Source organism: Alloactinosynnema sp. L-07 (genome assembly GCF_900070365.1).
In the GTDB taxonomy this organism is placed as follows: Bacteria; Actinomycetota; Actinomycetes; order Mycobacteriales; family Pseudonocardiaceae; genus Actinokineospora.
Genome location: NZ_LN850107.1, coordinates 4942123 through 4967012, shown reverse-complemented (window position 1 = coordinate 4967012; position 24890 = coordinate 4942123). Strand labels below are relative to the sequence as shown.

Below are 24890 nucleotides of genomic sequence, written 5' to 3'. Positions count from 1 at the left end.
TCATCAATTAGGCAAGCAGCTTCAGCGCGGTCTCGTGCAGGTGGCCGTTGGAGGTCATCGCCGAGCCGCCGTGGATGGTGGGGTCGCCGGTCAGGTCGCTGAACCGGCCGCCCGCCTCCTCCACCAGGATCCGCAGCGGGGCCACGTCCCACGGGTTGACGATGGCCTCGGCGGCGATGTCGATCACGCCCTCGGCCACCAGACAGTGCTGCCAGAAGTCGCCGAACGCGCGATTTTCCCAGCAGGCGTCCGCCAGCGCCAGGTACTTCTCGCGCGAGTGGTATTCCACCCAGGAGCTCAGGTGGGTCGTCGAGAGATAGGCGTCGCCGATGTCGCGCACGCCCGAGACCGAGATCCGGCGCGGTTCGCCGCCGCTCTCCGCTGCCCAGGCGCCTTCGCCGCGGGCGGCCCACCAGCGCTTGTTCAGCGCGGGGGAGCTGACCACGCCGACGATCGGCTCGCCGTCCTCCATCAGCGCGATCAGCGTCGCCCACGCGGGCACGCCGCGCAGGAAGTTCTTGGTGCCGTCGATCGGGTCGAGCAGCCAGGTGCGACCCGCCACGACCGAGCCGCCGCGCTCCTCGCCCGCCACCGCGTCGGCCGGGCGTTCGGCGGCGATCAGCGCGCGGATGGCGTCCTCGACGGCGGTGTCGGCGTCGGTCACCGGGGACCGGTCGGGCTTGCGCTCGACCACGAGGTCGGTGGCGCGGAACCGGGAGTGGGTGATCGCGTCGGCCGCGTCGGCCAGGCGCAGGGCGAAGCTCAGGTCGCTTGACACGGGCACGATCGTCGCACGCCTAGGTGCTGTCCTGTGAGTCCGGTGGGCGCGGATAGCGTGCGCCGGGCTCACAGGACAGTGCCTAGGCTGGGCACCGTGAGTCTGGTGCTGCTGGCTGAGGACGACGCCGCCATTGCCGACCCGCTCTCCCGGGCACTGCACCGTGAGGGCTACGAGGTCGAGGTGGTGGCCGACGGCCACCGTGCGCTGGAGGTGGCCTCCACCGGCCATCCCGACCTGCTCGTGCTCGACCTCGGCCTGCCCGGGATCGACGGCCTCGACGTCTGCCGCAGGCTGCGCGCGGCGGGCCGTGGCATCCCGGTGTTGATGCTGACCGCGCGCGCCGACGAGGTCGACTTCGTCGTGGGCCTCGACGCGGGCGCCGACGACTACGTGGCCAAGCCGTTCCGGCTGGCCGAGCTGCTGGCCCGCATCCGCGCGCTGCTGCGCAGGCAGGCACCGGGCGCGATCGACGTCAACGGCGTGCGGATGGACCTGGCCGCGCGCGTGGTCACCGTCGACGGGGTCGAGGTCACCCTGGCGAACAAGGAATTCGAGCTGCTGCGGGTGCTGATCCAGCGCGCGGGCAAGGTCGTCACCCGCGAGGAGATCCTGGGCGAAGTGTGGAGCGGCCCGGACCTCAAGACCAGCAAGACCAGCAAGACCCTGGACATGCACATGTCGTGGCTGCGCCGAAAGCTCGGCGAGGGCGGCCCGCGGACCCCGGAGCGGCGGATCGCGACCGTGCGCGGCGTCGGCTTCCGCTTCAACGCCGACTAGTCATGCGCCGTCGCATCCTGCTCGCCATCCTGCTCGCGGTGCTGGTCACCGCGTGCGCGCTGGGCATCCCGCTCGGCTACACCGCCCTGCAGGTGGTCGAGTCGCTGACCAGGGAGGACCTGGCCGCGCGGGCCCAGCAGATCGCCGCGACGCTCGACGACGAGATCGCCAACGGCCGCCGGATCGACCTGGCGAAGGTCCAGCTGGCGGTGCCGCCGGGCGGCAGGCTGACGGTGCTGCTGCCCGCCGAAGGCGAGCGATCGCTCGGCCCGACGCTGCCGGAGGACACCGTCACCGAGGAGGTGCCGATCGTCCAGCAGGGCCGAGTGCGGCTGGCGGTCGACGCCGCGCCCATGCGGACCCGGCAGACCCAGGTCGCGGCCCTGGTGGCGCTGGTCGTGGTGGCGACCGTGGCCATCGGGACCGGGGTGGCGACGGTGACCGCGCGCAGGCTCGCCCGGCCGCTGCGCCACGTCGCGGCCCGCGCGACCCGGCTGGGCGCCGGGGATTTCCGACTCGATCGGACCCGCTATGACCTGCACGAACTCGATCTGGTTGCCGAGTCGCTCGACGCGTCGGCCACCGCGCTCGCCGAGCTGGTGCAGCGGGAACGCGACCTTGTCAGCGACGTGTCCCACCAGCTGCGCAGCCGGTTGACCGCCCTGCAGCTGCGCCTGGAAACGCTCGCGGCCGCGCCGGACGAGGAGACGGCCGCCGAGGCCGGGGCGGCCCTGGAGCAGGCCGAGCGGCTGGCCGACGTACTCGACGAACTGCTCGCCGCGGCCCGTGAGGCTCGCGCGGTCGCCGCCGAGCCGGTCGATCTGACCGTCCAACTGACCGCGATCGCCGACGAGTGGCGCGAGCCGCTGCGGTCGGAGGGCCGGTCGTTGCGGCTGCGGCTGCAGGCCGACCTGCTGGCCAAGGCCACGCCCGCCCGGCTGCGGGAGACGATCGGGGTCCTGCTGGACAACGCGCTGCGCCACGGCGGCGGGACGGTCACCCTGTCGGCCCGCCCAGGCGACGCGGCGACGGTGGTTGTGGAGGTCACCGACACCGGGGTGGGCGTGCCCGATGAACTGGTGCCGCACATATTCGACCGAGGCGTCTCCGGCGCGGGCTCCACCGGGCTCGGGTTGGCGCTCGCGCGGGCCCTGGTGGACTCGGATGGTGGTCGGCTGGAGCTGTCCACGGCACGGCCCGCGACCTTCACCGTGTTCTTGCCGGTGCCGAGGGCCGGGGACGTGCGTGGCGTGCGGTGGACCACGCAGCGATCACCGCGCTGACGCCATCAAACTGGCCAAGTAAGAATCTACTCACCTTGGTAACGTCGACACTCGATGCTGGCACCCGCAGGCTGAGGTCAACGCGCTTTGGTCAGGAGTGGCCGAGGGCCGCGGCGGCTTCGTCCTCGTCCTCGTCGCGCCTGCGGCGGCCGAGGTCGTCGGGGAAGACCCACTTCTTGAAGCCCCAGAAGCGGAAGAACATCGCCATCACCATGCCGATGATCGAGCCGCTGACGAAGTCCGCCGTCTCCTGCACCAGCAGGCTCACGTGCGGCATCTCCAGGTCCAGCCAGTACCGCGAGATGTAGGGCGGGATCAGGTTGATCACCACGCCGCCGCCACTGATCAGGAAGAACAGCGCGGCCTCGTGGTGGGTCTCGCGGCCGCCCCTGGTCCGGAACGACCACTCGCGGTTGAGGATGTAGGACACGATCGTGGCCACGATCACCGCGATGGCCTTCGCGGTGATCGGCTTGTCCTCCAGCACCGTGAATTTCAGCAGGAACCAGATGCCGTTGTCGATCACGAACGTCGTGCCGCCGACGATGGCGAACTTGAGGAGTTCGCGGTGCTTGAGCAGCAACTCGCGCAGTGGCCCCGGAACCCGGGCGAGCACGGACTCGACGACGGTCACCCGGTCAGTCTACGGATGACCTGTCAGGGGCCTCAGCAGGGCACGTCCCACCGCTTCGGTTTGTGGTTCCCGCCGACGCAGATCGGCGTCGGCTGCGAACCCGGTTCCGGGGTCGCCGACGGGCTGGTCGTCGGCTTGGCCGGACGCGTGTTCGGCGGGGTCGTCGTGGTGTTCGGCGGCGCGGGTGGTCGGTGCTGAGTCGGGTCGACCGGGTCGGCGGTGGTGGTCGGCACCGGCTTGGTGGTGGTCGTCTTGGTCGGCTTGGTGTTGGTCGCGGGCGGGGCGAAGCTGGACCACCACGGGCCGTGCGCCCACGGCACCCAGACGGTCGCGGTGTCACGCGCGGAGCCAAGTACGGCGGTCACGGTGATCTTGCGGGCCTTCCCGTCGTGCGGGTGGTCCGGGCCCCGGCCGATCCGGAAGACGACGTCGATCTTGGCGCCCGGCGCCATCGGGCCGGTCGCGCAGTCGATTGCCGAGTGCCCGCCGCCGCAGGTGATGGGCCCGGTGGCGGAGATCTTGGACCCGCCTTCGTCCACATTGAGTGAGACCGGCTTGGTGCTGGTGCCGGTGTTGGTCATGGTGACCTTGAGCAGGATCTCGCGTTGCCACGGCCAGAGCTGGGTGAACCAGTCGTCGGTGGTGACCATGGCCCGCACGTCGACCTTGTCGACCGTGGGCGGCGGCCGCACCTCGACCGGGACGACGACGTTCACCGTCAGCGACCGGCCCGCGCTCACGGTGCCCGTGACCTGCCCGCCGGTGGCGTCTGGGTCGGCGACCAGGCGGAACATCAGGGTGACGGCGTCGCCGGGGCGCAGGCCGTCGGTGGTGCCGCAGGTGACCGAGCCGGTCCCGCCGGGGCAGCGCACGACGTCGGTGCGCTGGGTGGCCAGCAGCGGTGCGTCGAAGCGCAGCAGTGGATCGCCGGTGAGCCGGTTGGCCGTCGCCGGGATCGCCCGAACGCCCGTGGGGAGGCTGAGGGTCGCGCTGATCGGCTCGGACAGGCTGCCGCCGGTGTTGCGCACCGTGATCGGCAGGTCGACGGGGCCGCCGCCGGGGGTCAGGGAGATCGGGGTGGCCGGGCCCGCGGCCGACAGGTTCGCCGGGGCCGGGTTCGGCGTCGGCTCCGGCGCGGGCGGCGGCACGGGCTGCTCGGGGGCCGGAGCGGCCGTCGTCGGCTTCGGCTGGATCGTCGCGGGCGGATCAGCTGGTGCGGGCTTGGGTGGCTCGGCGGCGGGCGGGGCCGGGGGCGCGGGTGGCGGCGGCGCGGGCGGCTGCGGTGTCGCCGTGACCGGCGCGGGCGCCGCGGCCGGGATCTGCTGACCGGTCGGCGACGCGGCCAGCCCCACGGCGACCGCGGCGGCCAGCGCGACGCCGGAGGCGGCCACGCCGAGGAACTGGCGCGGCGCGCTCGCGGCGGCTCCCGCGGCACCACCGGCGGCACCCGCGGTGGCCGCGCCCGCCGTGGCGATCGCCGCGGTCCCGGCCGCGGCCTTGGCCAGCGCCAGGTAACCAGCCGCGGCGCCGAAGCCCAGCACCAGCGGGGCGACGTTGAGCCGCAGGCCGGTGTTGATGTCGGCGAGTTCGGCGGACAGGGCGCGGCAGCGTTCGCAGTCGTCGAGGTGGAGTTCGACCTGGGCGGTTTCGCGCTTGGAGAGGCCGCCGCGGACCCAGGCGCCGAGTCGGTCGGCGGTGGCGCGGCAGCGGTCGCTGCTGTTTTCGGCGAGGTGGACTTGGAGGTAGGCCTGGCGGAGTCCTTCGCGGGCGCGGTAGGCCAGGGCGGAGACGCCGTTGGGGGTGAGGCCGAGGATGGGGGCGACCTGGGCGGGGTTCTGGCCTTCGATCTCGGTGTGCCAGAGGACGGCTTGCCAGCGTTCGGGGAGCATGGCGAAGGCGCGGGCGGCGAGGCTGCGTTCGAGTCCGGCGACGGCGGTGTCGGAGAAGGGGACCGCGACCTGGTCGGGGTTGACGCCGCTGACCTGGGAGACGTCGTCGGAGAGTTCGACCTTCTTGTCGCGGCGGGTTTTGTCGTAGGCGGTGTGGCGCAGGGCGGTGAGCAGGTAGGCGCGGAAGGCGGAGTCGGGGCCGCGGCCTTGGCGCAGGGTGTCGAGGACTTTGGCGAACGCCTCGGAGACCAGGTCGTCGGCCTCGGCGGGTGACCTGGTGAGTTGGCGGGCCAGGTTCCGCGCCGCGCCGACGTGCCGCTCGTAGAGCGATCCGTAGGCCGACACGGTTCCGGCGCGGACCGAATCGATGAGCTCGGCGTCGCTGGGGCCGTCGAGATCAGCCGGGACGGTCGACACGGTCCTCCCTCTGGCGTGGTCTGGTCCGGACTCCCCGTCCGGCCTCATGACCACACTCTCCGCGACCTAGTGTGACCGATGCTCACGGAGCCGTCACCTCCTCACTCCTACGGGGGAGGGTCACCCGATTCACCGGAATCGCGTCACGCCACGCTTTCGGCGGCGTTTCCCCGGTGAACCAACGACGGAAGGACACAAGGGTGTCGGTACGGGCGACGGACTCACGGTGGAACCGTGGCGACGCGAACGGTACTGACCGGAAGGTTCTCCGGGCCCGCTGGCGCACCGCCAGCCTCGCCGCGGGTTGGCGCTTCCCGAATGACTGGGGTCTGCCGGAGGTCGACGAGGTCTGCGCGACGGTCGTCGCCGACGGCGAGGTCCTGGCCGCGCTGGCCGACCTCGGCCGGGCCCGGGCCCGCTCGGGCGCCGATCTGGACGAGACGCTGACCGACTTGGCCGCTTTGCACGCTGTGGTCACGAATCCGGCCGAACGCGGCGGCCTCGTCGCCGCCGACCCGGACGCGACCCCGGCCCAGCTGCTCCGCGCCATGGCCCTGGCCTGGGCGGACGCGACGCTGGGCGACCTGCGCGACTCGGCGGCCACCGAGACGCTGACCGGCCTGGCGACCGAGGAGTACCTCCAGGTCAGGATCGGTGAGCTCTACCGCCACGGCCGCAGGAACGACGTGCACCCGGCGGATCGGTACGTGCTGCTGGTGGTGACCCTGGACCTGTCGAACGTCGCGGGCTGGCCGCGCCTGATGGCGATGATCCTGGTCGGCGACGCCCTGCGGTCGGTGTTCGACGGCGGCGAGACGCTGGCGGTGCTTGGCCCGTCGGTGGCCGTGGTGCTCGCCGAGCGGGACGCGGCGCTGCCGGGTCGGGTCCGGGAGGCGCGGGCGCTGATCGCGCGGCAGTTGGGCGTCGACCCGCAACTCCACACGGCGCGGCGGGTCGACGTGCGGCTGGAGCGGCTGCCGTGCGGCGAGGCGGCCGCCAGGAGCCTGGTCCGGGCCGTCGGGCGGGCATGAACCGGGAGTGGTGATCGCTGTCGGCATGGCTGATCCGGCGGGCGTGAACCGGGGGTGGTGATCGGCTGGCGGTCGGTGGTGATTTGCTGTCGCCGTGATTCAGACAGCCGCGCCCACCAGATCGCGCGTGTGGGCCCCGGTGTCCCTCTTCCCCGCGGTGTGTGGCGTGGCCGGGATCGTCGGCTGGCTGCTGGGGTGGCACCTCGGCGTCGACAGCGCCGTCTACCGCTCCGGCGCCGTCGCCCTGTTGAGCAGCGAACCCCTCTACGACCTGCCCCACCTGAGCGCGGAACCGTCCTGGGCGAGACTCCCGTTCACCTATCCGCCGACGGCGACGCTGCTGTTCCTGCCCCTCACCCTGGTCCCCACCCAGGTCGCGTGGGGAATGCTGGGCGCGGTCTCGATCACCGCGATGGTCTGGGTGGTCAAGCTCTCGATCGAGGCGATCCCGGTCCGTCCACAGTGGATGGACCCGGCCCGTACCACCGCGGTCCTCGGCGTGGTCCTGCTGGGCATCGAGCCGGTCTGGCGGACCGTCCTGCTCGGCCAGATCAACCTGATCCTGATGGCCGTGATCGTGATCGACGTGCTGGGCAACCGGAACCAGCTGCGCGGTGTGCTCATCGGCGCGGCCGCCGCGGTGAAGCTGACGCCGCTGATCTTCGTGGTGCACCTCCTGCTGATCGGCAGGCGCGCGGACGCCGCACGGGCCCTCGCCACGTTCGTCGCGCTGCAAGGCGTGTTCTACCTGGTCGTGCCGCACGACGTCAGCCAGTTCTGGGGGCACGCGGTCCGCGATCCGCAGCGGATCGGCCCGATCCACTGGGCGGGCAACCAGTCCCTCAACGGGCTGATCCTGCGGCTGAGCGACAACGCGGACTGGACCATGCGGGTCGCCGTGCCGATCGGGATCCTGTTGGCCATCCCGTGCCTGCTCTGGGTGCGGCGCCACCGGGACCGGCCGCTGCCCGCGCTGCTGGTGACCGCGTTCCTCGGCCTCGTGGTCAGTCCGGTCTCGTGGTCGCACCACTGGGTGTGGACGGTGCCGCTGGTCGTCTTCCTGCTCTCCCGCCTGCCCGACCGGCCCCGGCCGAGGGACTTCGCGGGCATCGGGGCCGTCATCGTCGTCTACGCGAGCTGCGTGTTGCTCGCGATGCGGCACAGCGATGACATCGAGCTGGAGTGGACGCCGGGTGAGTTCGTCATCGGCAGCTCCTACCTGCTGGTTCCGCTCGTCGCCGGGGCGATTTTCCTGGTCAGGCACCTTCGGCGTTAGTGTTGCTGTCCGTGGATCCACGTACCGGTTTTCCCGTCGTCGGGATGGTGGGCGGCGGGCAGTTGGCCCGGATGACCCATCAGGCGGCTGTCGCGCTCGGACAGTCGCTGCATGTGTTGGCGGTCTCGGCCGACGAGCCCGCGCCGCTGGTGTCGCCGAATGTGACTCTCGGGCACCACACCGACCTCGCGGCGCTGCGCAAGTTCGCGGCGGACTGCGACGTGCTGACCTTCGACCATGAGCACGTGCCCGGTGAGCACCTGCGGGTGCTGATCGCCGAGGGCGTCGAGGTTCGGCCAGGCCCCGACGCGCTGATCCACGCCCAGGACAAGCTCGTCATGCGCCGCAAGCTCGCCGAACTGGGGCTGCCGATCCCGGACTTCGCCGAGGTCACCTCGGTCGACGACCTGCTCGCCTTCGGCCAGTGGCCGTGCGTGCTCAAGGCCGCGCGGGGCGGGTATGACGGGCGGGGGGTGTGGATCCTGGACTCGCCTGCCGACGCGGGGATCGTCGACGAGTTGCTGGCGGCGGGAACACCCCTGCTGGTCGAGCAGAAGGTGCCGCTGCGGCGGGAGCTGGCCGCGCTGGTGGCGCGGTCGCCGTTCGGGCAGGGCGCCTGCTGGCCGCTGGTGGAGACCGTGCAGGTCGACGGCATCTGCGTCGAGGTGCTCGCCCCGGCGCCCGGGGTGTCCGCCGAGCAGGTCGAGGCCGCGCAGGAGCTGGCGCTTCGGGTGGCCGCCGAGCTGGGGGTCGTGGGGGTGCTCGCGGTCGAGCTGTTCGAGACCGACGACGGCGTGGTCGTCAACGAGCTGGCCATGCGCCCGCACAACTCCGGCCACTGGACCATCGAAGGCGCCCGGACCTCGCAGTTCGAGCAGCACCTGCGGGCCGTCCTGGACTACCCGCTGGGCGCGACCGACGCGCTGGCGCCCGCCGTCGTGATGGCCAACGTCCTCGGCGCGCCCGAGGCGCCCGCGATGGGCCCCGACGAGCGCCTGCACCACCTTTTCGCCCGCTACCGCGACGCCCACGTGCACTACTACGGCAAGCAGGAGCGGCCCGGCCGCAAGATCGGCCACATCACCATGCTCGGCGACGACATGGCCGACGTCCGCACCCGGGCCAAACTCGCCGCGCACTGGCTGTCGCACGGCGAATGGCTCGACGGGTACGAGATCCACTAGGAGCGAATGTGTCCACCCCCCTTGTCGGCGTGATCATGGGCAGCGACTCGGACTGGCCGGTCATGCGCCTGGCCGCCGAGGCCCTCGCCGAGTTCGACGTCCCGCACGAGGTCAGCGTCGTCTCCGCGCACCGCACCCCGCAGCGCATGCTCGACTACGCCCGCGACGCCGCCGGTCGCGGCCTCAAGGTCATCATCGCGGGCGCGGGCGGCGCGGCCCACCTGCCGGGCATGGTCGCCTCGGCCACGGTGCTGCCGGTGATCGGCGTGCCGGTGCCGCTGAAGTACCTCGACGGGATGGACTCGCTGCTGTCGATCGTCCAGATGCCCGCCGGGGTGCCCGTCGCGACGGTCTCCGTCGGCGGCGCGCGCAACGCGGGACTGCTCGCGGTGCGCATCCTCGCGGCGTCCGACGAGTCGCTGCGGGCCCGGATGGCGGTGTTCCAGGCCGACCTGGAGAAGCTGGTCCTGGAGAAGGACGCCGCCCTCCGCGCCACGCTCTGACTTCGCGTCGCCGGGCGGGTTGCCTCGCCCGGCGATGAATACCCAGGTCAGGGGTTCATCTCGTAGGCGCCGGACAGGCCCTCGACCTGCTTCCACACGTGGTCGAAGCGGCCCTGGTCGACCACCGGCTTGCGCACCGCGCCCAGCGCCCACTGCTGTTGCGGCAGGGTGGACGACGGCTTGCCGTGCAGGGTGACCGCGTGGCCGGAGAAGTCGCGCACGAGGGCGTCGAAGATCTGGTCGAGTACCAGTGGGTCGACGCCGGTCAGCTCGGCCTGCTCCAGGATCAGCTGCCCGTAGACGATCAGCGTGAACAGCTCGCCGAGGGTCAGCAGGTAGTCGAGGTCCCTCTGCTGCTCGGCTGACGGCGGCGCGGTGGTCAGGAACTCGGCGAAGGACTCGGCCTGCGCGGCGAACACCTCGACGTTGGGTACGTGCACGAAGGTGCGGTAGGCCTCGCGCCAGTCGTGGAAGCGAACCTTGCCCAGGCCGCGGGCGGGGCCCTGGTTGAACAGGAACACGTCGTCGGCGGCGTCCTGGCGGGTGGGCACCGCCGGGTACTCGGCCGGGGCGAACAGGTACTGCGGCATGAACTTCAGGATCAGCGCGAGGTTGACCGCGACCGTGCCCTCGAGCTTGGGCAGGCCGCGGATGTCGGTGGCGGCGATGGTGAGGTAGGTGTCGGCCTCGAAGCTCTTGGCGGAGGCGACCTCGCTGAGCAGGCCCACGATCCGCTCGGCCTCGGTGGTCGCCTGCATCTTGGTGACCGGGTTGAACAGCAGGTAGCGGCGGTCGTCGGGGCCCGCGGAGCGGAAGTAGTCCACGGCGCGGTCGCAGAACAGCTTCGAGGCGACCAGGCGGGTGTAGGCGTCGACCAGGTAGGACCGCACGTGCGGGAAGTCGGTGACGCGGTTGCCGTAGAGGATCCGGTTGTGCGCGTGGGTGATCGCCTCGTAGAGGGCGTGCTCGGCGATGCCGATGCCGCCGAAGCACAGGTTGAACTTGCCCACGTTGACCGTGTTCAGCGCCGCGTCGAAGGCGGCGGGGCCGGTGTGCAGGATGTCGTCGGCGGTGACCGGGTAGTCCTCCAGGCGGAACTCGGAGACGTAGATCGCCGACGGGACGACGTTCTTGACCAGGTGGTAGTTCGGGTGGGCGCTGTCGGCGGCGAAGAAGACGTAGCCGTCGGGCCCGTCGATCCCCTCGACCCGGCCGAAGACCGAGACCACGCCCGCCACGTTGCCGTTGCCGATGTAGTACTTGCCGCCGGTGGCCCGGTAGCCGCCATGGCCGTCGGGGGTGAGGACCATGTCGGTGGAGTAGATGTCGGCGCCGTGGTCCTTCTCGGACAGTCCGAACGCGCACACCCCGCCGTCGGCGAGCACCTGGGCGGCGCGGGCGCGCGCGGCCGGGTTCGCGCTCTGCCAGACCGGGCCGAGGCCCAGGATGGTGACCTGCCAGGGGTACCAGTAGCTCAGGCCGTAGAAGCCGAGGATCTCCGACAGCGCGGCGACGCGAGCGGTGTCCCAACGCTTGTTCGGGTCGCCCGCCGCGTCCGCCGCCGGGGTGAGCAGGGTGGCGAAGAGGTTCTCCTTGGCGGCGAACTCCAGGAAGTCGGCGTGGAACTCCTTGGCGTGGTATTTGCTGACCAGAGCCTGCTTGCCGCGCTCCTCGAACCAGTCGATGGTCGCGCGCAGGAGCCTGCGGGTCTCCTGGTCGAACTGCTTCGGGTCGTACGTCGCGGGGTTGAAGAGCAGACTTGTCATAAGGGCAAAGCTACCCGGCGGTAACTTTGTTGGGAAGTGGTGCGACAAGACACAAGGACATCCAAGTAAACGCGTACTAACATCGTTGGCGAACGTGTGGGCTACCGGGAGGTAACAGTGGACGCGGGCTTCGGTCTCTACCAGCTCGGCGACGAGCACAACGCGCTGCGCGAGGCCGTGCGCGATCTGGCGGAGAAGGAGATCGCCCCGCACGCCGCCGATGTCGACGAGCACGAGCGCTACCCGATCGAGGCCCAGCGCGCGCTGGTCAAGGCCGGTTTCGCCGCCCCCCACATCGCCGAGGCCTACGACGGTCAGGGTGCTGACTCGATCGCGACCAACATCGTCATCGAGGAGGTCGCCCGGGTCTGCGCGTCGTCCTCGCTGATCCCGGCGGTCAACAAGCTCGGCACGATGAACCTGATCCTGGGCGGCTCGGAGGAGCTCAAGAAGCAGGTCCTCCCCGCCATCGCCGCGGGCGAGATGGCCTCCTACGCCCTCTCCGAGCGCGAGGCGGGCTCGGACACCGCGTCGATGCGCACCCGCGCCCGCCTGGACGGTGACCACTGGGTCCTCAACGGCACCAAGTGCTGGATCACCAACGCGGGCGAGTCCAGCTGGTACACGGTCATGGCGGTGTCCAACCCGGACGCCCCGAAGCCCGCGGACGGCATCTCGGCGTTCATGGTCCACAAGGACGACCCGGGCTTCGTGGTCGGCTCGAAGGAGCGCAAGCTCGGCATCAAGGGCTCGCCCACCCGCGAGATCCACTTCGAGAACTGCACCATCCCGGCCGACCGCATCATCGGCGAACCCGGCCAGGGCCTGCGCCTGGCGTTCAAGACCCTCGACCACACCCGCCACTCCATCGGCGCCCAGGCCCTCGGCATCGCCCAAGGCGCCCTCGACGCCTCGGTCGCCTACGTCAAGGACCGCAAGCAGTTCGGCAAGGCCATCGCGGAGTTCCAGGGCGTCCAGTTCATGATCGCCGACATGGCCATGCGCATCGAAGCCTCCCGCCACCTGGTCTACGCCGCCGCCGCCAAGGTCGAACGCGGCGAACCAGACGCGTCGTTCGCGTCGAGCGCCGCCAAGACCTTCGCGTCGGACACCGCGATGTCCGTCACCACCGACGCGGTCCAACTGTTCGGCGGCGCGGGCTACACCCGCGACTTCCCAGTGGAACGCATGATGCGCGACGCGAAGATCACCCAGATCTATGAGGGCACCAACCAGATCCAGCGCATGGTGATGGCCCGCCAGATCCTCAAGGGCTGAGCCTGCCTCCGACTGAACCAAGACCGCTGACGCCGACCGAACGCTCGGCGTTGAACGCGATGCTCGCACTCGATTTCCCAGGCGTCGCTGAGCTGCGGGCCCAGGCCGATTCCGCCCTCGTGGTCGGCCGCTGCGGTTGCGGCTGCGCGACGATCGACCTGGCCGTGCCTGAGACTGCACCGCTGGCGAAGGTGGAGTCAGCTACCCCAGTGTGGGCCGATGTGCCTGCGACCGGAGAAGGCCTGATCTTGCTCGTCGACTACGGCAGGCTGTCCTGCCTGGAGATTTACGGGACCGAGGAGCCGGTGTCCTCGGTGTTCCCAGAGCCCAAGTGGATCGTGCCGGTCTTGGAGGATTCCTACTGGACCGAGTCTGACGAACCTGACTGAAACTTCGTTGTCCTTTAGGACTGAACCTGTCCGCAACGGGTCATATCGTTTTCCTTACAAGCCACCGAGGGAAACGAGAGAGATCATGACCAGCACCGAGATCGTCGTGACGGGGGAGCGAGCGGACCTGCTGGAGGTGCTGACCAAGCACCGGGGACTGTTTCGATTCACGGTTCATGGCATCACCGAGGACCAGGCCCGCCTGCGGACGACGGTCAGCGAACTGACGCTGGGTGGCCTGATCAAGCACGTCGCCAGCGTCGAGCAGGGATGGGTGCGGTTCATCCAGGAGGGCCCCGAAGCACTGGCGGCAGGCGAGGGGAGCTGGGAGGACCAGCACCGCCTGACCGACGGTGAGACCCTGGCAGGCGAACTCGCCCGCTACGAAGAGATCGCCAAGCAGACCGACGAACTTCTAGCCACCCTCGACACCCTCGACGTGAGCCACCCCCTCCCCACCGCCCCCTGGTTCGAACCGGGCGCAAAATGGTCAGCCCGCCGCGTGTTCGTCCACATCATCGCCGAAACCGCCCAGCACGCAGGCCACGCCGACATCATCCGCGAGACCCTCGACGGCCAGAAGAGCATGGGCTGACCCCAACAGAGAACACAGCGGGAGATCAAGAACCAGCGTCGGCCCCGTGAAGTTGGGGACCGAAGGTCCTTGCTTGAGGGGACCGCAGGTCCCTGCTCTTCCCCCTGCACCCTCGTCCTGGCAATCCCTTGTCCGGAAACAGCGATGTCAATGGTCAGCTCCGCTGATCGCGCAGCGACGCCGCAGGCGCCATTGACATCGCTGTTTCCGGACAAGACGCTGATTGACGAGGGAGCCGACCCCGCGCCCCGAAGAACGAACGAGTAGACGCACGGCGAGGGACAGGCAAGACTCACCAGATGGCCCACATCGCGTGCTCACTCTGCGAAGCGATCTGCGGTCTAGAAGTCCAGACGAACGCCAACAGCGTCGTCTCCATCCACGGCGACCCCAAAGACCCACTCTCCCGCGGCCACCTCTGCCCCAAAGCCCTAGCCCTACAAGACATCCACGAAGGCGACCGCCTCCGAACCCCCATCCGCAAGACCCCCACCGGCTGGACCGAGATCTCCTGGACCGAAGCCTTCGACCACACAGTCGACCACCTAGCCAAGATCCGCAAACTACACGGCCCCAACGCGATCGCTGTCTATCAAGGAAACCCAACCGTCCACAGCCTCGGCGCGCTGACGCACGGAACAAGTTTCCTGAACCTCCTCAACACCCGCAACAGATTCTCCGCAACCTCCGTAGACCAACTCCCGCACCAACTAGTCGCCTCCCTCATGTTCGGCCACCAGTTCAAGCTGCCGATCCCGGACATCGACCGCACCGACCACTTCCTGATCATCGGCGCGAACCCCATGGTGTCCAACGGAAGCATGATGACCGTCCCCGATTTCGCCAACCGCCGCAAGGAACTCAGAACCCGCGCAGGCCGGATGATCGTAATAGACCCAAGAAGAACAGAGACCGCGAAGATCGCCGACGAACACCACTTCATCCGCCCCGGCACCGACGCGGCCCTCCTCCTGGCGATGATCGGCGTCATCCTCGAAAACACAAAGGGATACGACGAGATCAGGCCTCTCGCTGTCCCCGTCGACTGGGCCGAGGGAGTCACCGGCTTGACCGGGATTCGCCGCCTTGCCCAGGAATTCGCCGACGCGGACCGAGCGGTTTGCTACGGCCGGACCGGCGTCTCGACCCGGCGGCACGGCCTGGTCTGCCAGTGGGCGATCCAAGTTCTCAACATCATCACCGGCAACTTCGACCGGCCCGGCGGCGCCCTGTTCGCCAAGCCTGCCGTCGATCTGATCCGGATCACCGGCAAAGGCGAGCGGGATCGGTGGCGCAGCACAGTCCGCGGGCTCCCGGAGTTCGCTGGTGAACTGCCGGTGTCGACCCTCGCGGAAGAGCCCGAGATCCGGGCGATGGTCGTGTCGGCAGGCAATCCGGTTCTGTCCACACCGGACGGTCCACGGGTCGAACAAGTCTTGCAGAAGCTCGACTTCATGGTCGCCATCGACCCGTGGATCAACGAGACCACCCGCCACGCCGACATCATTCTGCCGCCGACCACGGCCCTCGAACGCGATCACTACGACCTGATCTTCCACGCGCTCGCCGTCCGCAACACCGCCCGATTCTCGCCCGCCGTGTTCCCCAAACCGTCTTCCAGGCGATGTTCGCCTACTACGCGCGCGGCCAGGACGCCATGGCCGCGGTGATGGGTGACCCGGACGCGGCCCTGCCATGGGACGGGTGCACCCTGCACGGCCAACCCGCCGCGGCCCGTCACGACTGGGAGATCTTCCGCGAACTCGGGCTCCGATACGGCAAGCGCTTCCCCCGCCAGTGGCTCAAGGCACAGCGGCTGAGGCTCACCCCGAACAGAATCATCGACGTTCTGCTCAGGCTTGGCCCCTATCGGCTCCCACTCAAGAAACTGAAGCAGCACCCCCACGGCATCGACCTCGGCCCCCTCGCCCCCACCGGCCCCCACAAGATCGACCTCACCCCGCGACTGCTGGTCGACGCGGCTCGGGACGTGGCGGACATGCCCACACCGCAAGGGCTTCTGCTCATCGGCCGCAGGCACCTGCGGGCCAACAACTCGTGGATGAACGACATCCCGCGGCTCACCAAAGGCAAGGTGCGGCACCACTTGCTGATGCACCCGGACGATTGCGCCGGTATCAGGGACGGTGTGCGTACGGTCCGCTGTCGGGGAAATCGAAGTCCCCGTCACGATCACCGCCGACATCATGCCCGGCGTGGTGAGCCTGCCGCACGGCTACTGGCAGGCCAACGCCAACGCGCTGACCGACCCGAAAGTCCTTGACGACAGCGGAAACGCCGTGCTGAACGGCATCAGGGTGACAGTCGCTTTGAGAACAGGGTGACCAGCGGCTGGTAGAACGAGCCGAGCAGCCGCGGGAGCAGGTCGACCACGTACGCGTCCGGGCCGATGAGGATGCGGGCCCGGTCGCGCCGCACGCCGTCGAGGATCGTGCGGGCGGCGCTCTCCGGGCTGGTCATGGCGACCCGGTCGAGCGCCTTCACGAACGCGGAAGCCTGGGTGGGGTCCGAGGTCCGGGCGTTGCGGGCGATGTTGGTCTTGATGCCGCCCGGGTGCACGCACGATACCCCGACCTTGGTGCCCTCCAGCCGCATCTCCTGGCGCAGCGCCTCGGTGAAGCCGCGGACGGCGAACTTGGCCGCGTTGTAGGCACTCTGCGTCGGCACGCCGATCAGCCCGAACACGCTGGAGACGTTGACCAGGTGGCCCTTGCTGGCGACCAGGTGCGGCAGGAACGCGCGCGAGCCGTGGGCCACCCCGTAGAAGTCGATGTCCATGATCCACCGCAGGTCTTCGTCGCTCATCTCGCGGACCGATCCACGCAGGGCGACGCCCGCATTGTTGATCACTAGGTCGACCCGGCCGAAGTCCGCGACCACCTCGGCGGCGTGGGCGTAGATGGCGTCGCGGTCGGCGACGTCTAGTTCGTAGGTGCGCACGGCGACGCCCGCGAGCGCCGCGGTCTCGGCCAGGCCCGCCTTGTCGATGTCCGACGCGGCGACCTTGGCCCCCTCGGCGACCAGCGCCCGGACCAGCGCCCGGCCGATTCCCGACCCCGCCCCGGTGACGACGGCGACTTTGCCCGCGAACGACTCCACGCTGCCTCCTCGAAGGTGTTACCCCCGGTAACTTACTTCAAGTAAGTTAGCTGGGCAAGGGCTTCGTCGACCGACGCGGCGGGGTCGGTGATCGGGAACTGGACGAACCGGATCGTCCGCGCCGGGTCGACCACCAGGGTGAGCCGCTTGAGCCGGTCGACCCCGGCGGCCCGGAACGTCGGCAGTCGCAGGGCCGCCGCGAAGCGCAGATCCTCGTCGGAGAGCAGGTCGAACGGCAGGTCGGCGTGGTCGGCGAACGCCCGCAGTTGGTCCGGCCGCTGGGTGCTGATCCCGCGCACTCGCACGCCCCGCGCGGCGAAAGACGTGTGCCGGTCGCGGTAGGTCATCGCCTCCAGTGTGCACCCGGCCGCGCCGGGGATGTCGAACCAGCCGGGCGGGAACGGGTTGCTGTTGGGCGCGAACGCGCCGGGGAAGCAGTAGAGGACGGTCCAGCGGTCGGCCGGGTCGGTCGGCTCGTCGCGCGACGACCGCAGCGCGAGTTCGGGAACGCGGTGTCCGAGCAGGCCTTGCACGCGCTGGGCCTCGGCGGACGTCGGCGCGGTCGTCGCCGTCAGGGATCCGTCGCCGGCGACGAACCGGGTGCCCCAGTCCTGCAGCGAGATGAGCACCGGGAGCAGGCCGAGTCCCGCGTCGGTGAGTCGGTACTCGAAGCGCGGCGGGTGGTCGCTGTAGCGGTGTTTGGCCACGACACCGTTCTCCACCAACGACTTCAGCCGCTCGGTGAGGGTCTTGCGGCTGACGTCGAGTTCGCGTTGCAGCGCGTCGAACCGGGTGACCCCGCCCGCGATGTCGCGCACGACCAGCAGGGTCCACCAGTCGCCGACAACGCCGAGGGCCTGCGCGATCGCGCACTCGGCGTCGGACAGATCGCTGTGTTTCATGGCCCTCGCTTCTCGGCTGACCACCTCAGTATAGTGAGTTCCGAATAGGAACTTACTCGCGAACTGGGGGCGACATGTTCTGGCGGTACTGGGCGGCGGGCGCGATCAGCCAGGTTGGCACGGCGGTGACGGCGGTCGCGCTGCCACTGGTGGCGGTGACGGTGCTGGGCGCGTCGGCCTTCGAGGTCGGCTTGGTCGCCGCGGCGTCCTACGCCGCCTGGATCCTGATCGGCCTGCCCGCGGGCGTGATCGTGCGGCGGCTGCCGCTGCGCGGCACGCAGGTGGCCATGGACCTGATCCGCGCCGCGGCGATCGGATCCATCCCCCTGGCCTGGTGGCTCGGCGAACTGACGTTGGTCCACCTGGTCGCGGCCGCCTTGGTGATCAGCTTGGCGAACGTGGTCTTCGACGTGGGCAACGCGACCTTCCTGCCGTCGATCGTCGCCAAGGACGAGTTGACGGCCCGGAACAGCCTGATCTCGGCCACCCACTCGACCACCCACCTCGGTGGACCCGGACTCGGCGGCCTGCTGGTCCAGCTCCTCGGCGCGGTCCCGACCTTGGTGATCGACGCGGTCAGCTTCCTGGTCTCCGCCGCGCTGCTGCGCAAGCTGCCGTCAGGGAACGCGCCCCAGCCCGAGTCGGCGCCGCCGATGCGGACGCAGATCCGCGACGGCCTGCGGTTCGTCCTGCGGCACCCGGTCATGCGCCCGTGCGTGCTGGGCGCGACCTCGATCAACTTCGTCAACGGCGCCCTGATGGCGCTCGTGCCCGTGTTCCTGGTCCGCGATCTCGGTGCCGCGCCCGCCGTGGTCGGTCTGCTCGTCGCCTTCGACGGCGTCGGCGCGCTGATCGGGGCGACACTGGCGACCCGGCTGGTCAACGCCATGGGCAGCGCCCGGGCGATCCTCGCCGCGTCGGCTTTCGGCGCGGCGTGCTGCCTGCTGCACCCGGCCGGGGCGGGTGGCTGGGGAATGGTGCTGTTCGCGCTGGGAGCGGCCGGGTTCAGCGCGGGCGTCGTGGTGTTCAGCATCTCCACCCGGACCCACCGTCAGGTCGCGAGCCCACCGGACCTGCTGTCGCGGGTGATGGCGACGGTCCGCTTCGTCTCCTGGGGCGCTATCCCGGTCGGCGCGCTGGCAGCGGGTGTGGTGTCGACGGTGATCGATACCCGGACGACGCTGTGGGTGTTCTGCGCGCTGGCGTTCCTCGCGCCCGTGGCGCTGTGGTTCAGCGAGGTCCGCCGGATCCGGGACCTGCTAGACGAACCGGTCGTGGTCTAGAGCAGGTCGAACGTGGTCCGCTCGCTGGTGCGGTGGGCGTCGAGGCGGCTGGGGTTGCTGACCTGGACGATCGACCCGCCCACCGCCAGCGGCGCGACCACGGCGGCCAGAACGCCGTCGGGCACCGTCCACTCGCGAGTCGACAGGACCCGTGCGCCCGCACCGTAGTTCTCCCCCAGAGCCCTCGCCGCGGCGACCACCTCGTCTACAGTGGACCCTGCAAGCGCGGGCGTCGAACCGTCGACCGTCGCGCCGAAGAAGTCGTCACCGAACATGCGGGCCTCGCCGACGAAGTCGACCAGCCCACCCGTCGAGCCGCCGAGGTCGCGGCCCATCGGGTCCAGCGACACCGACGCCACGGCACCGTCACCGTCCGCGCCCGGCACCGCGAAGGTCACCACCGGGTCCTCATCGGTGACGTGCGCGCCGCACCACCACGCGCCGAGCAGGATGCCCGCGGTCTGCCAGTGCGCGGGCAGCCGCACCGAGACCGGCGTACCCGGCTCGACGTCGTGCTCCTCGACCAGCCAGTTCGCCGTCTTCGCCGCCCAGTTGGCCACCGTCGCCACCGACAACTCGACCCGCGTGCCCGCCGTGTCGTCATAGTGGGTGATCAACGGCTTCGCGGAGTGCGCGCGCAGCGGGCGAAGCAGGATCTCGGTGAGGCTCACGGGGAACTCCGGTCAGTAGACGCAAGGTGCGGCGGTGTTGAGCGCGGCGGGGGCGCCGAAGTCGAGGAGGCGGTCGCCGGTAAGGTTCGACTCCTCGGTCATCGAGGGCGGTGGCGGGGCGGGCGGCGGGTTGGCCGTGGCCAGCCCCTTGATGTAGGCGTGCACAGCGGTCAGGTCGACGGTGATGATGCTCTGCCCACGGTCGTTGCGCGCGCCGACGCCGGTCACCGGGATGGTCACGAACTCCACCGCACCCGACGCAAGCGCTTGCGCCTGGTTGACCAGGTCCAGGAAATGCAGTCCGGGGTCCATCACCACGGTCTTGGCCACCGCGTTCTCAAGCTTGTTGAGCTTGCCAGGGTCGGCCAGGGTGCCGCCGCTGAGGACCTTGTTCATCGCCGAGGCGAGGAAGGTCTGCTGGCGGACGATCCGGTCGAGGTCGCCGCGCGGGAGGCCCTTGCGCTGGCGGACGAAGGCGACCGCGTCGCCGCCGCGGACGGTTTGCTGGCCGCGGCGGAAGTTCGCGCCGGAGTCGGGGTCGCTGGTCGAGCGGTTCAGGCACACGTCGACGCCGTCGATGGCCTCGGTGAGCAGGTAGAAGCCGTACAGCGTGACCTCGACGTAGTGGTCGACGCGCACGCCGGTCAGACCCTGGACCGACTGGACCAGCGCCGTACGGCCCGCGTTGTCGGACTCGCGTTCGATCTTCTCCCGGTCGCGCTCGCCGCCGTCGACCATCGACTGCGCGGTCTTGGCCTTGATGACCCCATACGCGCCGTTGATCTTCTCTTCGCGGTGGCCGGGGACGGCGACGTAGGTGTCGCGCGGGATGGAGATGGCGAAGCTCTTGCCCCCGTTGCGCGGCAGCCGCAGCAGGATCAGGGTGTCGGTGTTGATCGTGTCCGTTGCCTCGGTGCGCAGTTCGCGCAGCACCCTTGCCGACAGTGGGCGGCCCTGCAGGTCGGTTCGGGTGTCGTTGCCGACGACCAGGATGTCGTTGGCGCCGTCATCGGCGGACGGCGCGTCGGGGGCGTTGGCCGCGGCGGCGATGGCGTCGGTCGTGTTGACGCTCTCCTGCAGCTGATCGACTTGGAACCAGACCGCGCCCATCGCCGCCAGCGCGGCGGCCGACACCAGCGCGATCACGGACCGGCCGACAATCAGCCAGGTCTTCCCCGCCCGCCCCGCCACGTTCCGTCCCCCCGATTGCCTAGTGGTGTGTCCACGAACGTTGCCGGGCTCTCGACGGCCCAGCTTCCCGCTGGGCGCACCGCCGGAACGCCCAAGTACACCCAGTACGAGCGGCATTCCGGCGGCACGCCCAGCGGAAACCTGGATCCGCCGATAGCCCGACAACGTTCATGGACTCACCACTAGCCCCAAGCCTGGTCACAGGCTAGACGGACACGGACTGTAATAGGGGTCAGTTCACGCAGTTGAGCCCGCCCGCCTCGATCTTCGGCGGCGGCGCGGTGTTGCTCGGCGATGTCGTCGTGCTCGGCGTGGACGATCCGGTCGGCTCAGGTGGCTCGAATCTCAGCAGCCGGTCGCCGGTCAGCGAGTCGCCGACCTGGTAGCTGGTGCCCAGGACGATCCGGATGCGGCCGGTGGGCAGGGTCCGGTCCTCCTCGAAGACGAACGGGCCCGCCAGCGAGGTGGCCACCTGCTTGGCCGTGGCCAGCTCGCCCCTCGGGTAGCGGATGACCGAGCCGGACTGCACCGCGGTGTCGGTCGTCTGCCCGCGGCCGAAGCCCAGGCCCGAGAGTTCGTCGAGGACGTCGCCCGCAAGGCCGACGGTGTTCGAGCCGTTGCGGACGTCCACGGTGATGCCGTTGATCGTGGCTTTGGTGGTGGTCGTCGTCGACTCCGGGAACAGGTCGCTCGCCGTGGGGGTCGTGGTGGTGGGCCGGGTCGTCGCCGACGGGGAGCCCGAGGTGGACGGCCGGACCGGGGACCCGGTCAGCCGGGCGACGAACTCGTGCACCTTGGCCGGGTCGACCTTGATCACGTCCGCCCCGCCGATCTTCGCGTCGCCCTCGGTGGGGATGGTGCGGAACTCGATGTTGCCGCCGCTGAGGCCCTGCATCTGGGCGGCGAACGTGGACAGGTTCCAGTTCTTCGACAGCACCACCGACCGCTGGACCGCGCCGATCAGGTCGCGCGCCTTGGACGGGTTGGTCAGCATGTCGGCGGAGAGCACCTTGTCGGCCAGCGCGGCCAGGAACACCTGCTGGCGCACGATCCGGTCGAGGTCGCCGTTGGGCAGGTCGTAGCGCTGCCGGACGAAAGACAGCGCCTCCTTGCCGGAGATGGTCTGGCGGCCCGCGGCGAAGTTGGCGCCGGACTTGGGCTCGCTGACCGCGTTGTTCAGACACACCTCGACGCCGCCGATGGCCTTGGTGACCTCGTAGAAGCTGGCCAGGTTGACCTCGGCGTACCGCTCGATCTTGACCGCGTTGCCGACCAGCCGCTCGATCGTGGCGATCAGGTTCTTGCGGCCGATGACGGTGGCCCGCTGGTCGAGTTCCTTCTGGTCGGTCACGCCCTGGGCGGCCAGTGTCTTGCGGGCGTCGGTGTAGGCGTAGACGAACGCCGAGTTGAGCTTGTGCTTGCCGAAGCCCTCGCCGATGTCGACCCACGAGTCACGCGGGAAGGAGAAGGCGATCGCTCGGGTCCCGTCGACGGGGATGTGCACCAGGATCATGGTGTCGGTGTTGCGCTCGCCGTCGACCTTGCCGCCGTTGAGCAGCTGGAGCACTTCCTTGGGCAGCGGGTTGCCGAAGGCGTCGGTGCGGCTGTCCATGCCGACCAGCAGCATGTCGATCGCGCCGTCGAGCGGCACCGGGCGGGTGCCGACGTCCTCGGCGATCACGTCGGTGGTCACGGTGTTGGCGTCGACGTCGCCCACCGTCCACCAGCCGTAGGCCGTACCGGCGAGTACGGCGGAGGACAACAGAAACGCGACCGTCCGCACGGCCTGCGTGCCCAACCACCGCGCACGCTCGCCCACGAGCGCTCCTCCCCATCCCCGACCCGTCCCACCGTTCAGATTACCCAGGTGGCATCGGTAAGGGTTTCGGCACCGGCGGCGATTACCCGCACGAGTGGGCGACAGGGTCCGCGAACATGAAACACTCGGTCAGCAACCGAGAGGAATGGCGGAGCGATATGCGGGTTTTGGTCACGGGCGGAGCCGGGTTCATCGGATCGCACTATGTGCGGCAGGCACTGTCCGGCGCCTATCCGACCCTCGCCGACGCCGAGGTGGTCGTCCTCGACAAGCTCACCTACGCGGGCAACCGGGAGAACCTGGCCCCGGTCGCCGACAGCCCCCGGCTGCGGTTCGTGCATGGCGACATCTGCGACGCCGAGACCGTCGCGTCGGTGATGTCCGGGGTGGACCTGGTCGTCCACTTCGCCGCCGAGTCCCATGTCGACCGGTCCATCGCCGGGTCGTCGGAGTTCGTCCGGACCAACGTGCTCGGCACGATGACGATGCTGCAGGCGGCCCTGGAGGCCAAGGTCGGCAAGTTCGTGCACGTGTCGACCGACGAGGTCTACGGGTCGATCGAGCACGGCTCATGGCCGGAGACCCATCCGCTGGAGCCGAACTCGCCGTACTCGGCGTCGAAGGCGTCCTCGGACCTGATGGCCCGCTCGTACTTCCGCACCCACGGGCTGCCGGTGTGTGTCACCCGGTGCTCCAACAACTACGGGCCGTACCAGTTCCCGGAGAAGGTCATCCCGCTGTTCACCACCAACCTGCTCGACGGCAAGAAGGTGCCCCTCTACGGCGACGGCCTCAACGTGCGCGACTGGCTGCACGTCGACGACCACTGCCACGGCATCCAACTCGTCGCCGACGGCGGCAGGCCGGGTGAGATCTACAACATCGGCGGCGGCACCGAGCTGAACAACCGCGAACTGACCACGCTGCTGCTGGAGTCCACCGGCACCGACGAGTCGTTCGTCCAGCCGGTCATCGACCGCAAGGCCCACGACCGCCGCTACTCGGTCGACATCACCAAGATCAGCACCGAACTCGGATACGCGCCCCGCGTGCCGTTCGAGGACGGTCTCGCGGCCACCGTCAAGTGGTACGCCGACAACCGCGGCTGGTGGGAACCCCTCAAGGCCCGATCGGGGAACTGACGTGATCGATGTCCTCGTACCCGGCGGCACCGGGCAGCTCGGCCGCGAACTCGCCGCCCTCAGCGGCGACGCGGTTTCCGTGCGCGCGCTCGGCTCGGCGGAACTCGACCTGACCAGCGCCGGGTCGATCATCGCCGCGGTGTCCGCGTTGGCGGACAAGGCCCAGGCCGAGGGCAGACACCCGATCGTCATCAACGCCGCCGCGTACACCGCCGTCGACAAAGCCGAGACCGAGACCTCACGCGCGTTCGCCGTCAACGCCGACGGCCCGCGCGTCCTGGCGGCGGTCTGCTCCTCGCGCGGGGTGCCGCTCGTGCACGTGTCGACCGACTACGTCTTCGACGGCACGGCCGACCGGCCCTACGAGGTGGACGACCCGACCCGGCCGCAGTCGGTGTACGGGATCACGAAGCTGGCGGGCGAACAGGCGGTCCTGGGCTCGGGCGCGCGTGCCTGGGTCGTGCGCACCGCCTGGGTCTACAGCGCCTTCGGCGCCAACTTCGTCAAGACAATGGCCCGCCTGGAGCAGTCGCGCGAGACGCTGTCGGTGGTGGACGACCAGGTCGGTGCTCCGACCTGGGCGGCCGACCTGGCGGCAGGCCTGATCGACCTCGCCACGAAGATCGCCGAGGGCACGCCCCCGTCGAGCCGGGTCCTGCACTGCGCAGGCGCGGGCTCGGTCACCTGGTGCGGGTTCGCCAAGGCGGTCTTCGAGGAACTCGGCGCCGACCCATCCAGGGTCCACCCCTGCACAACGGCGGACTACCCGACCCCCGCCAAACGCCCGGCATACTCCGTCCTCTCCAACACCGCATGGACCGCCTCGGGCCTCACCCCCCTACCAAACTGGCGCGACGCGTTGGCACGAGCGTTCAAAGAACACCCGACGGGCTTCCAGCCGTAACCGCTGCCCGGCAAGTGAGGGGACCGCAGGCCCCAGCATTTCCCCCCTCATCGTG

General features: G+C 69.9%; 23 protein-coding genes. 14 read left to right on the top strand and 9 right to left on the bottom strand.

Features of this window, described 5'->3' with window-relative positions; all coding sequences use genetic code 11:
- Positions 1 to 7: 7 nt before the first annotated feature.
- Positions 8 to 778 (bottom strand): histidinol-phosphatase, encoded by a 771-nt coding sequence (hisN, locus tag BN1701_RS22155; protein WP_082859989.1) that lies wholly within the window; start codon positions 776 to 778, stop codon positions 8 to 10.
- 96 nt (positions 779 to 874) lie between these two features.
- On the opposite strand from hisN, the gene BN1701_RS22150 reads away from it, so the two are divergent.
- Positions 875 to 1558 (top strand): response regulator transcription factor, encoded by a 684-nt coding sequence (locus tag BN1701_RS22150; protein WP_172803299.1) that lies wholly within the window; start codon positions 875 to 877, stop codon positions 1556 to 1558.
- A gap of 2 nt (positions 1559 to 1560) precedes the next feature.
- Positions 1561 to 2841, top strand: coding sequence for an ATP-binding protein (locus tag BN1701_RS22145; RefSeq protein WP_054051818.1), 1281 nt, complete (start codon positions 1561 to 1563; stop codon positions 2839 to 2841).
- Between the two features lie 91 nt (positions 2842 to 2932).
- On the opposite strand, the gene BN1701_RS22140 is transcribed toward BN1701_RS22145, so the two are convergent.
- Complete coding sequence (locus BN1701_RS22140) at positions 2933 to 3475, bottom strand: GtrA family protein (protein WP_054051816.1); 543 nt, start codon at positions 3473 to 3475, stop codon at positions 2933 to 2935.
- Positions 3476 to 3507: 32 nt separating this feature from the next.
- Positions 3508 to 5781 (bottom strand): sigma-70 family RNA polymerase sigma factor, encoded by a 2274-nt coding sequence (locus BN1701_RS38010; RefSeq protein WP_054051814.1) that lies wholly within the window; start codon positions 5779 to 5781, stop codon positions 3508 to 3510.
- Between the two features lie 200 nt (positions 5782 to 5981).
- Between BN1701_RS38010 and BN1701_RS22130 the strand changes: the two genes are divergently transcribed.
- The 4 genes from BN1701_RS22130 (at position 5982) to purE (ending at position 9775) form a co-directional block, all read left to right on the top strand.
- Positions 5982 to 6812, top strand: coding sequence for a hypothetical protein (locus BN1701_RS22130; protein WP_054051811.1), 831 nt, complete (start codon positions 5982 to 5984; stop codon positions 6810 to 6812).
- 94 nt (positions 6813 to 6906) lie between these two features.
- Positions 6907 to 8088 (top strand): glycosyltransferase 87 family protein, encoded by a 1182-nt coding sequence (locus tag BN1701_RS22125; RefSeq protein WP_231949673.1) that lies wholly within the window; start codon positions 6907 to 6909, stop codon positions 8086 to 8088.
- A gap of 11 nt (positions 8089 to 8099) precedes the next feature.
- Positions 8100 to 9272: a 5-(carboxyamino)imidazole ribonucleotide synthase gene (locus tag BN1701_RS22120; protein WP_054056036.1), complete on the top strand. Its 1173-nt coding sequence runs from the start codon at positions 8100 to 8102 to the stop codon at positions 9270 to 9272.
- The gene (gene purE, locus BN1701_RS22115; protein WP_054051809.1) at positions 9245 to 9775 is read left to right on the top strand and encodes a 5-(carboxyamino)imidazole ribonucleotide mutase; all 531 of its coding nucleotides are present in this window, start codon (positions 9245 to 9247) and stop codon (positions 9773 to 9775) included. The genes BN1701_RS22120 and purE overlap by 28 nt, the downstream gene beginning before the upstream one ends.
- A gap of 47 nt (positions 9776 to 9822) precedes the next feature.
- On the opposite strand, the gene BN1701_RS22110 is transcribed toward purE, so the two are convergent.
- Positions 9823 to 11541: an acyl-CoA dehydrogenase family protein gene (locus BN1701_RS22110; RefSeq protein WP_054051808.1), complete on the bottom strand. Its 1719-nt coding sequence runs from the start codon at positions 11539 to 11541 to the stop codon at positions 9823 to 9825.
- A 117-nt stretch (positions 11542 to 11658) separates the two neighbouring features.
- On the opposite strand from BN1701_RS22110, the gene BN1701_RS22105 reads away from it, so the two are divergent.
- From BN1701_RS22105 to BN1701_RS38295, 5 genes are all read left to right on the top strand, one after another.
- Positions 11659 to 12819: an acyl-CoA dehydrogenase family protein gene (locus tag BN1701_RS22105; RefSeq protein ID WP_054051806.1), complete on the top strand. Its 1161-nt coding sequence runs from the start codon at positions 11659 to 11661 to the stop codon at positions 12817 to 12819.
- A gap of 59 nt (positions 12820 to 12878) precedes the next feature.
- Complete coding sequence (locus tag BN1701_RS22100) at positions 12879 to 13208, top strand: hypothetical protein (protein ID WP_054056035.1); 330 nt, start codon at positions 12879 to 12881, stop codon at positions 13206 to 13208.
- A gap of 85 nt (positions 13209 to 13293) precedes the next feature.
- The gene (locus tag BN1701_RS22095) at positions 13294 to 13803 is read left to right on the top strand and encodes a DinB family protein (RefSeq protein WP_054051804.1); all 510 of its coding nucleotides are present in this window, start codon (positions 13294 to 13296) and stop codon (positions 13801 to 13803) included.
- Positions 13804 to 14102: 299 nt separating this feature from the next.
- Entirely contained in the window at positions 14103 to 15473 is a 1371-nt protein-coding gene (locus BN1701_RS22090) for a molybdopterin-dependent oxidoreductase (protein WP_054051802.1), read from the top strand.
- A 477-nt stretch (positions 15474 to 15950) separates the two neighbouring features.
- Complete coding sequence (locus BN1701_RS38295; protein ID WP_172803298.1) at positions 15951 to 16148, top strand: molybdopterin dinucleotide binding domain-containing protein; 198 nt, start codon at positions 15951 to 15953, stop codon at positions 16146 to 16148.
- Here the strand turns inward: BN1701_RS38295 and BN1701_RS22080 are convergent.
- Together BN1701_RS22080 and BN1701_RS22075 are read right to left on the bottom strand one after the other, a co-directional pair.
- Positions 16117 to 16923 (bottom strand): SDR family oxidoreductase, encoded by an 807-nt coding sequence (locus tag BN1701_RS22080; protein ID WP_054051798.1) that lies wholly within the window; start codon positions 16921 to 16923, stop codon positions 16117 to 16119. The genes BN1701_RS38295 and BN1701_RS22080 overlap by 32 nt on opposite strands.
- Before the next feature lie 32 nt (positions 16924 to 16955).
- Positions 16956 to 17825, bottom strand: a complete 870-nt coding sequence (locus BN1701_RS22075; protein ID WP_054051796.1) for a winged helix-turn-helix transcriptional regulator — start codon at positions 17823 to 17825, stop codon at positions 16956 to 16958.
- A gap of 74 nt (positions 17826 to 17899) precedes the next feature.
- On the opposite strand from BN1701_RS22075, the gene BN1701_RS22070 reads away from it, so the two are divergent.
- Entirely contained in the window at positions 17900 to 19108 is a 1209-nt protein-coding gene (locus BN1701_RS22070) for an MFS transporter (RefSeq protein WP_054051794.1), read from the top strand.
- On the opposite strand, the gene BN1701_RS22065 is transcribed toward BN1701_RS22070, so the two are convergent.
- The 3 genes from BN1701_RS22065 to BN1701_RS22055 form a co-directional block, all read right to left on the bottom strand.
- Positions 19105 to 19779 (bottom strand): TIGR03089 family protein, encoded by a 675-nt coding sequence (locus BN1701_RS22065; RefSeq protein WP_054051791.1) that lies wholly within the window; start codon positions 19777 to 19779, stop codon positions 19105 to 19107. The genes BN1701_RS22070 and BN1701_RS22065 overlap by 4 nt on opposite strands.
- A gap of 12 nt (positions 19780 to 19791) precedes the next feature.
- On the bottom strand, positions 19792 to 20970 hold the full coding sequence (locus tag BN1701_RS22060; protein WP_054051789.1) for an LCP family protein: 1179 nt from the start codon (positions 20968 to 20970) through the stop codon (positions 19792 to 19794).
- A 232-nt stretch (positions 20971 to 21202) separates the two neighbouring features.
- Complete coding sequence (locus BN1701_RS22055) at positions 21203 to 22789, bottom strand: LCP family protein (protein WP_197672131.1); 1587 nt, start codon at positions 22787 to 22789, stop codon at positions 21203 to 21205.
- 158 nt (positions 22790 to 22947) lie between these two features.
- Between BN1701_RS22055 and rfbB the strand changes: the two genes are divergently transcribed.
- Positions 22948 to 23931 (top strand): dTDP-glucose 4,6-dehydratase, encoded by a 984-nt coding sequence (gene rfbB / locus BN1701_RS22050; RefSeq protein WP_054051787.1) that lies wholly within the window; start codon positions 22948 to 22950, stop codon positions 23929 to 23931.
- A gap of 1 nt (position 23932) precedes the next feature.
- On the top strand, positions 23933 to 24835 hold the full coding sequence (gene rfbD / locus BN1701_RS22045) for a dTDP-4-dehydrorhamnose reductase (protein ID WP_054051785.1): 903 nt from the start codon (positions 23933 to 23935) through the stop codon (positions 24833 to 24835).
- The last annotated feature ends 55 nt before the right edge of the window (positions 24836 to 24890 follow it).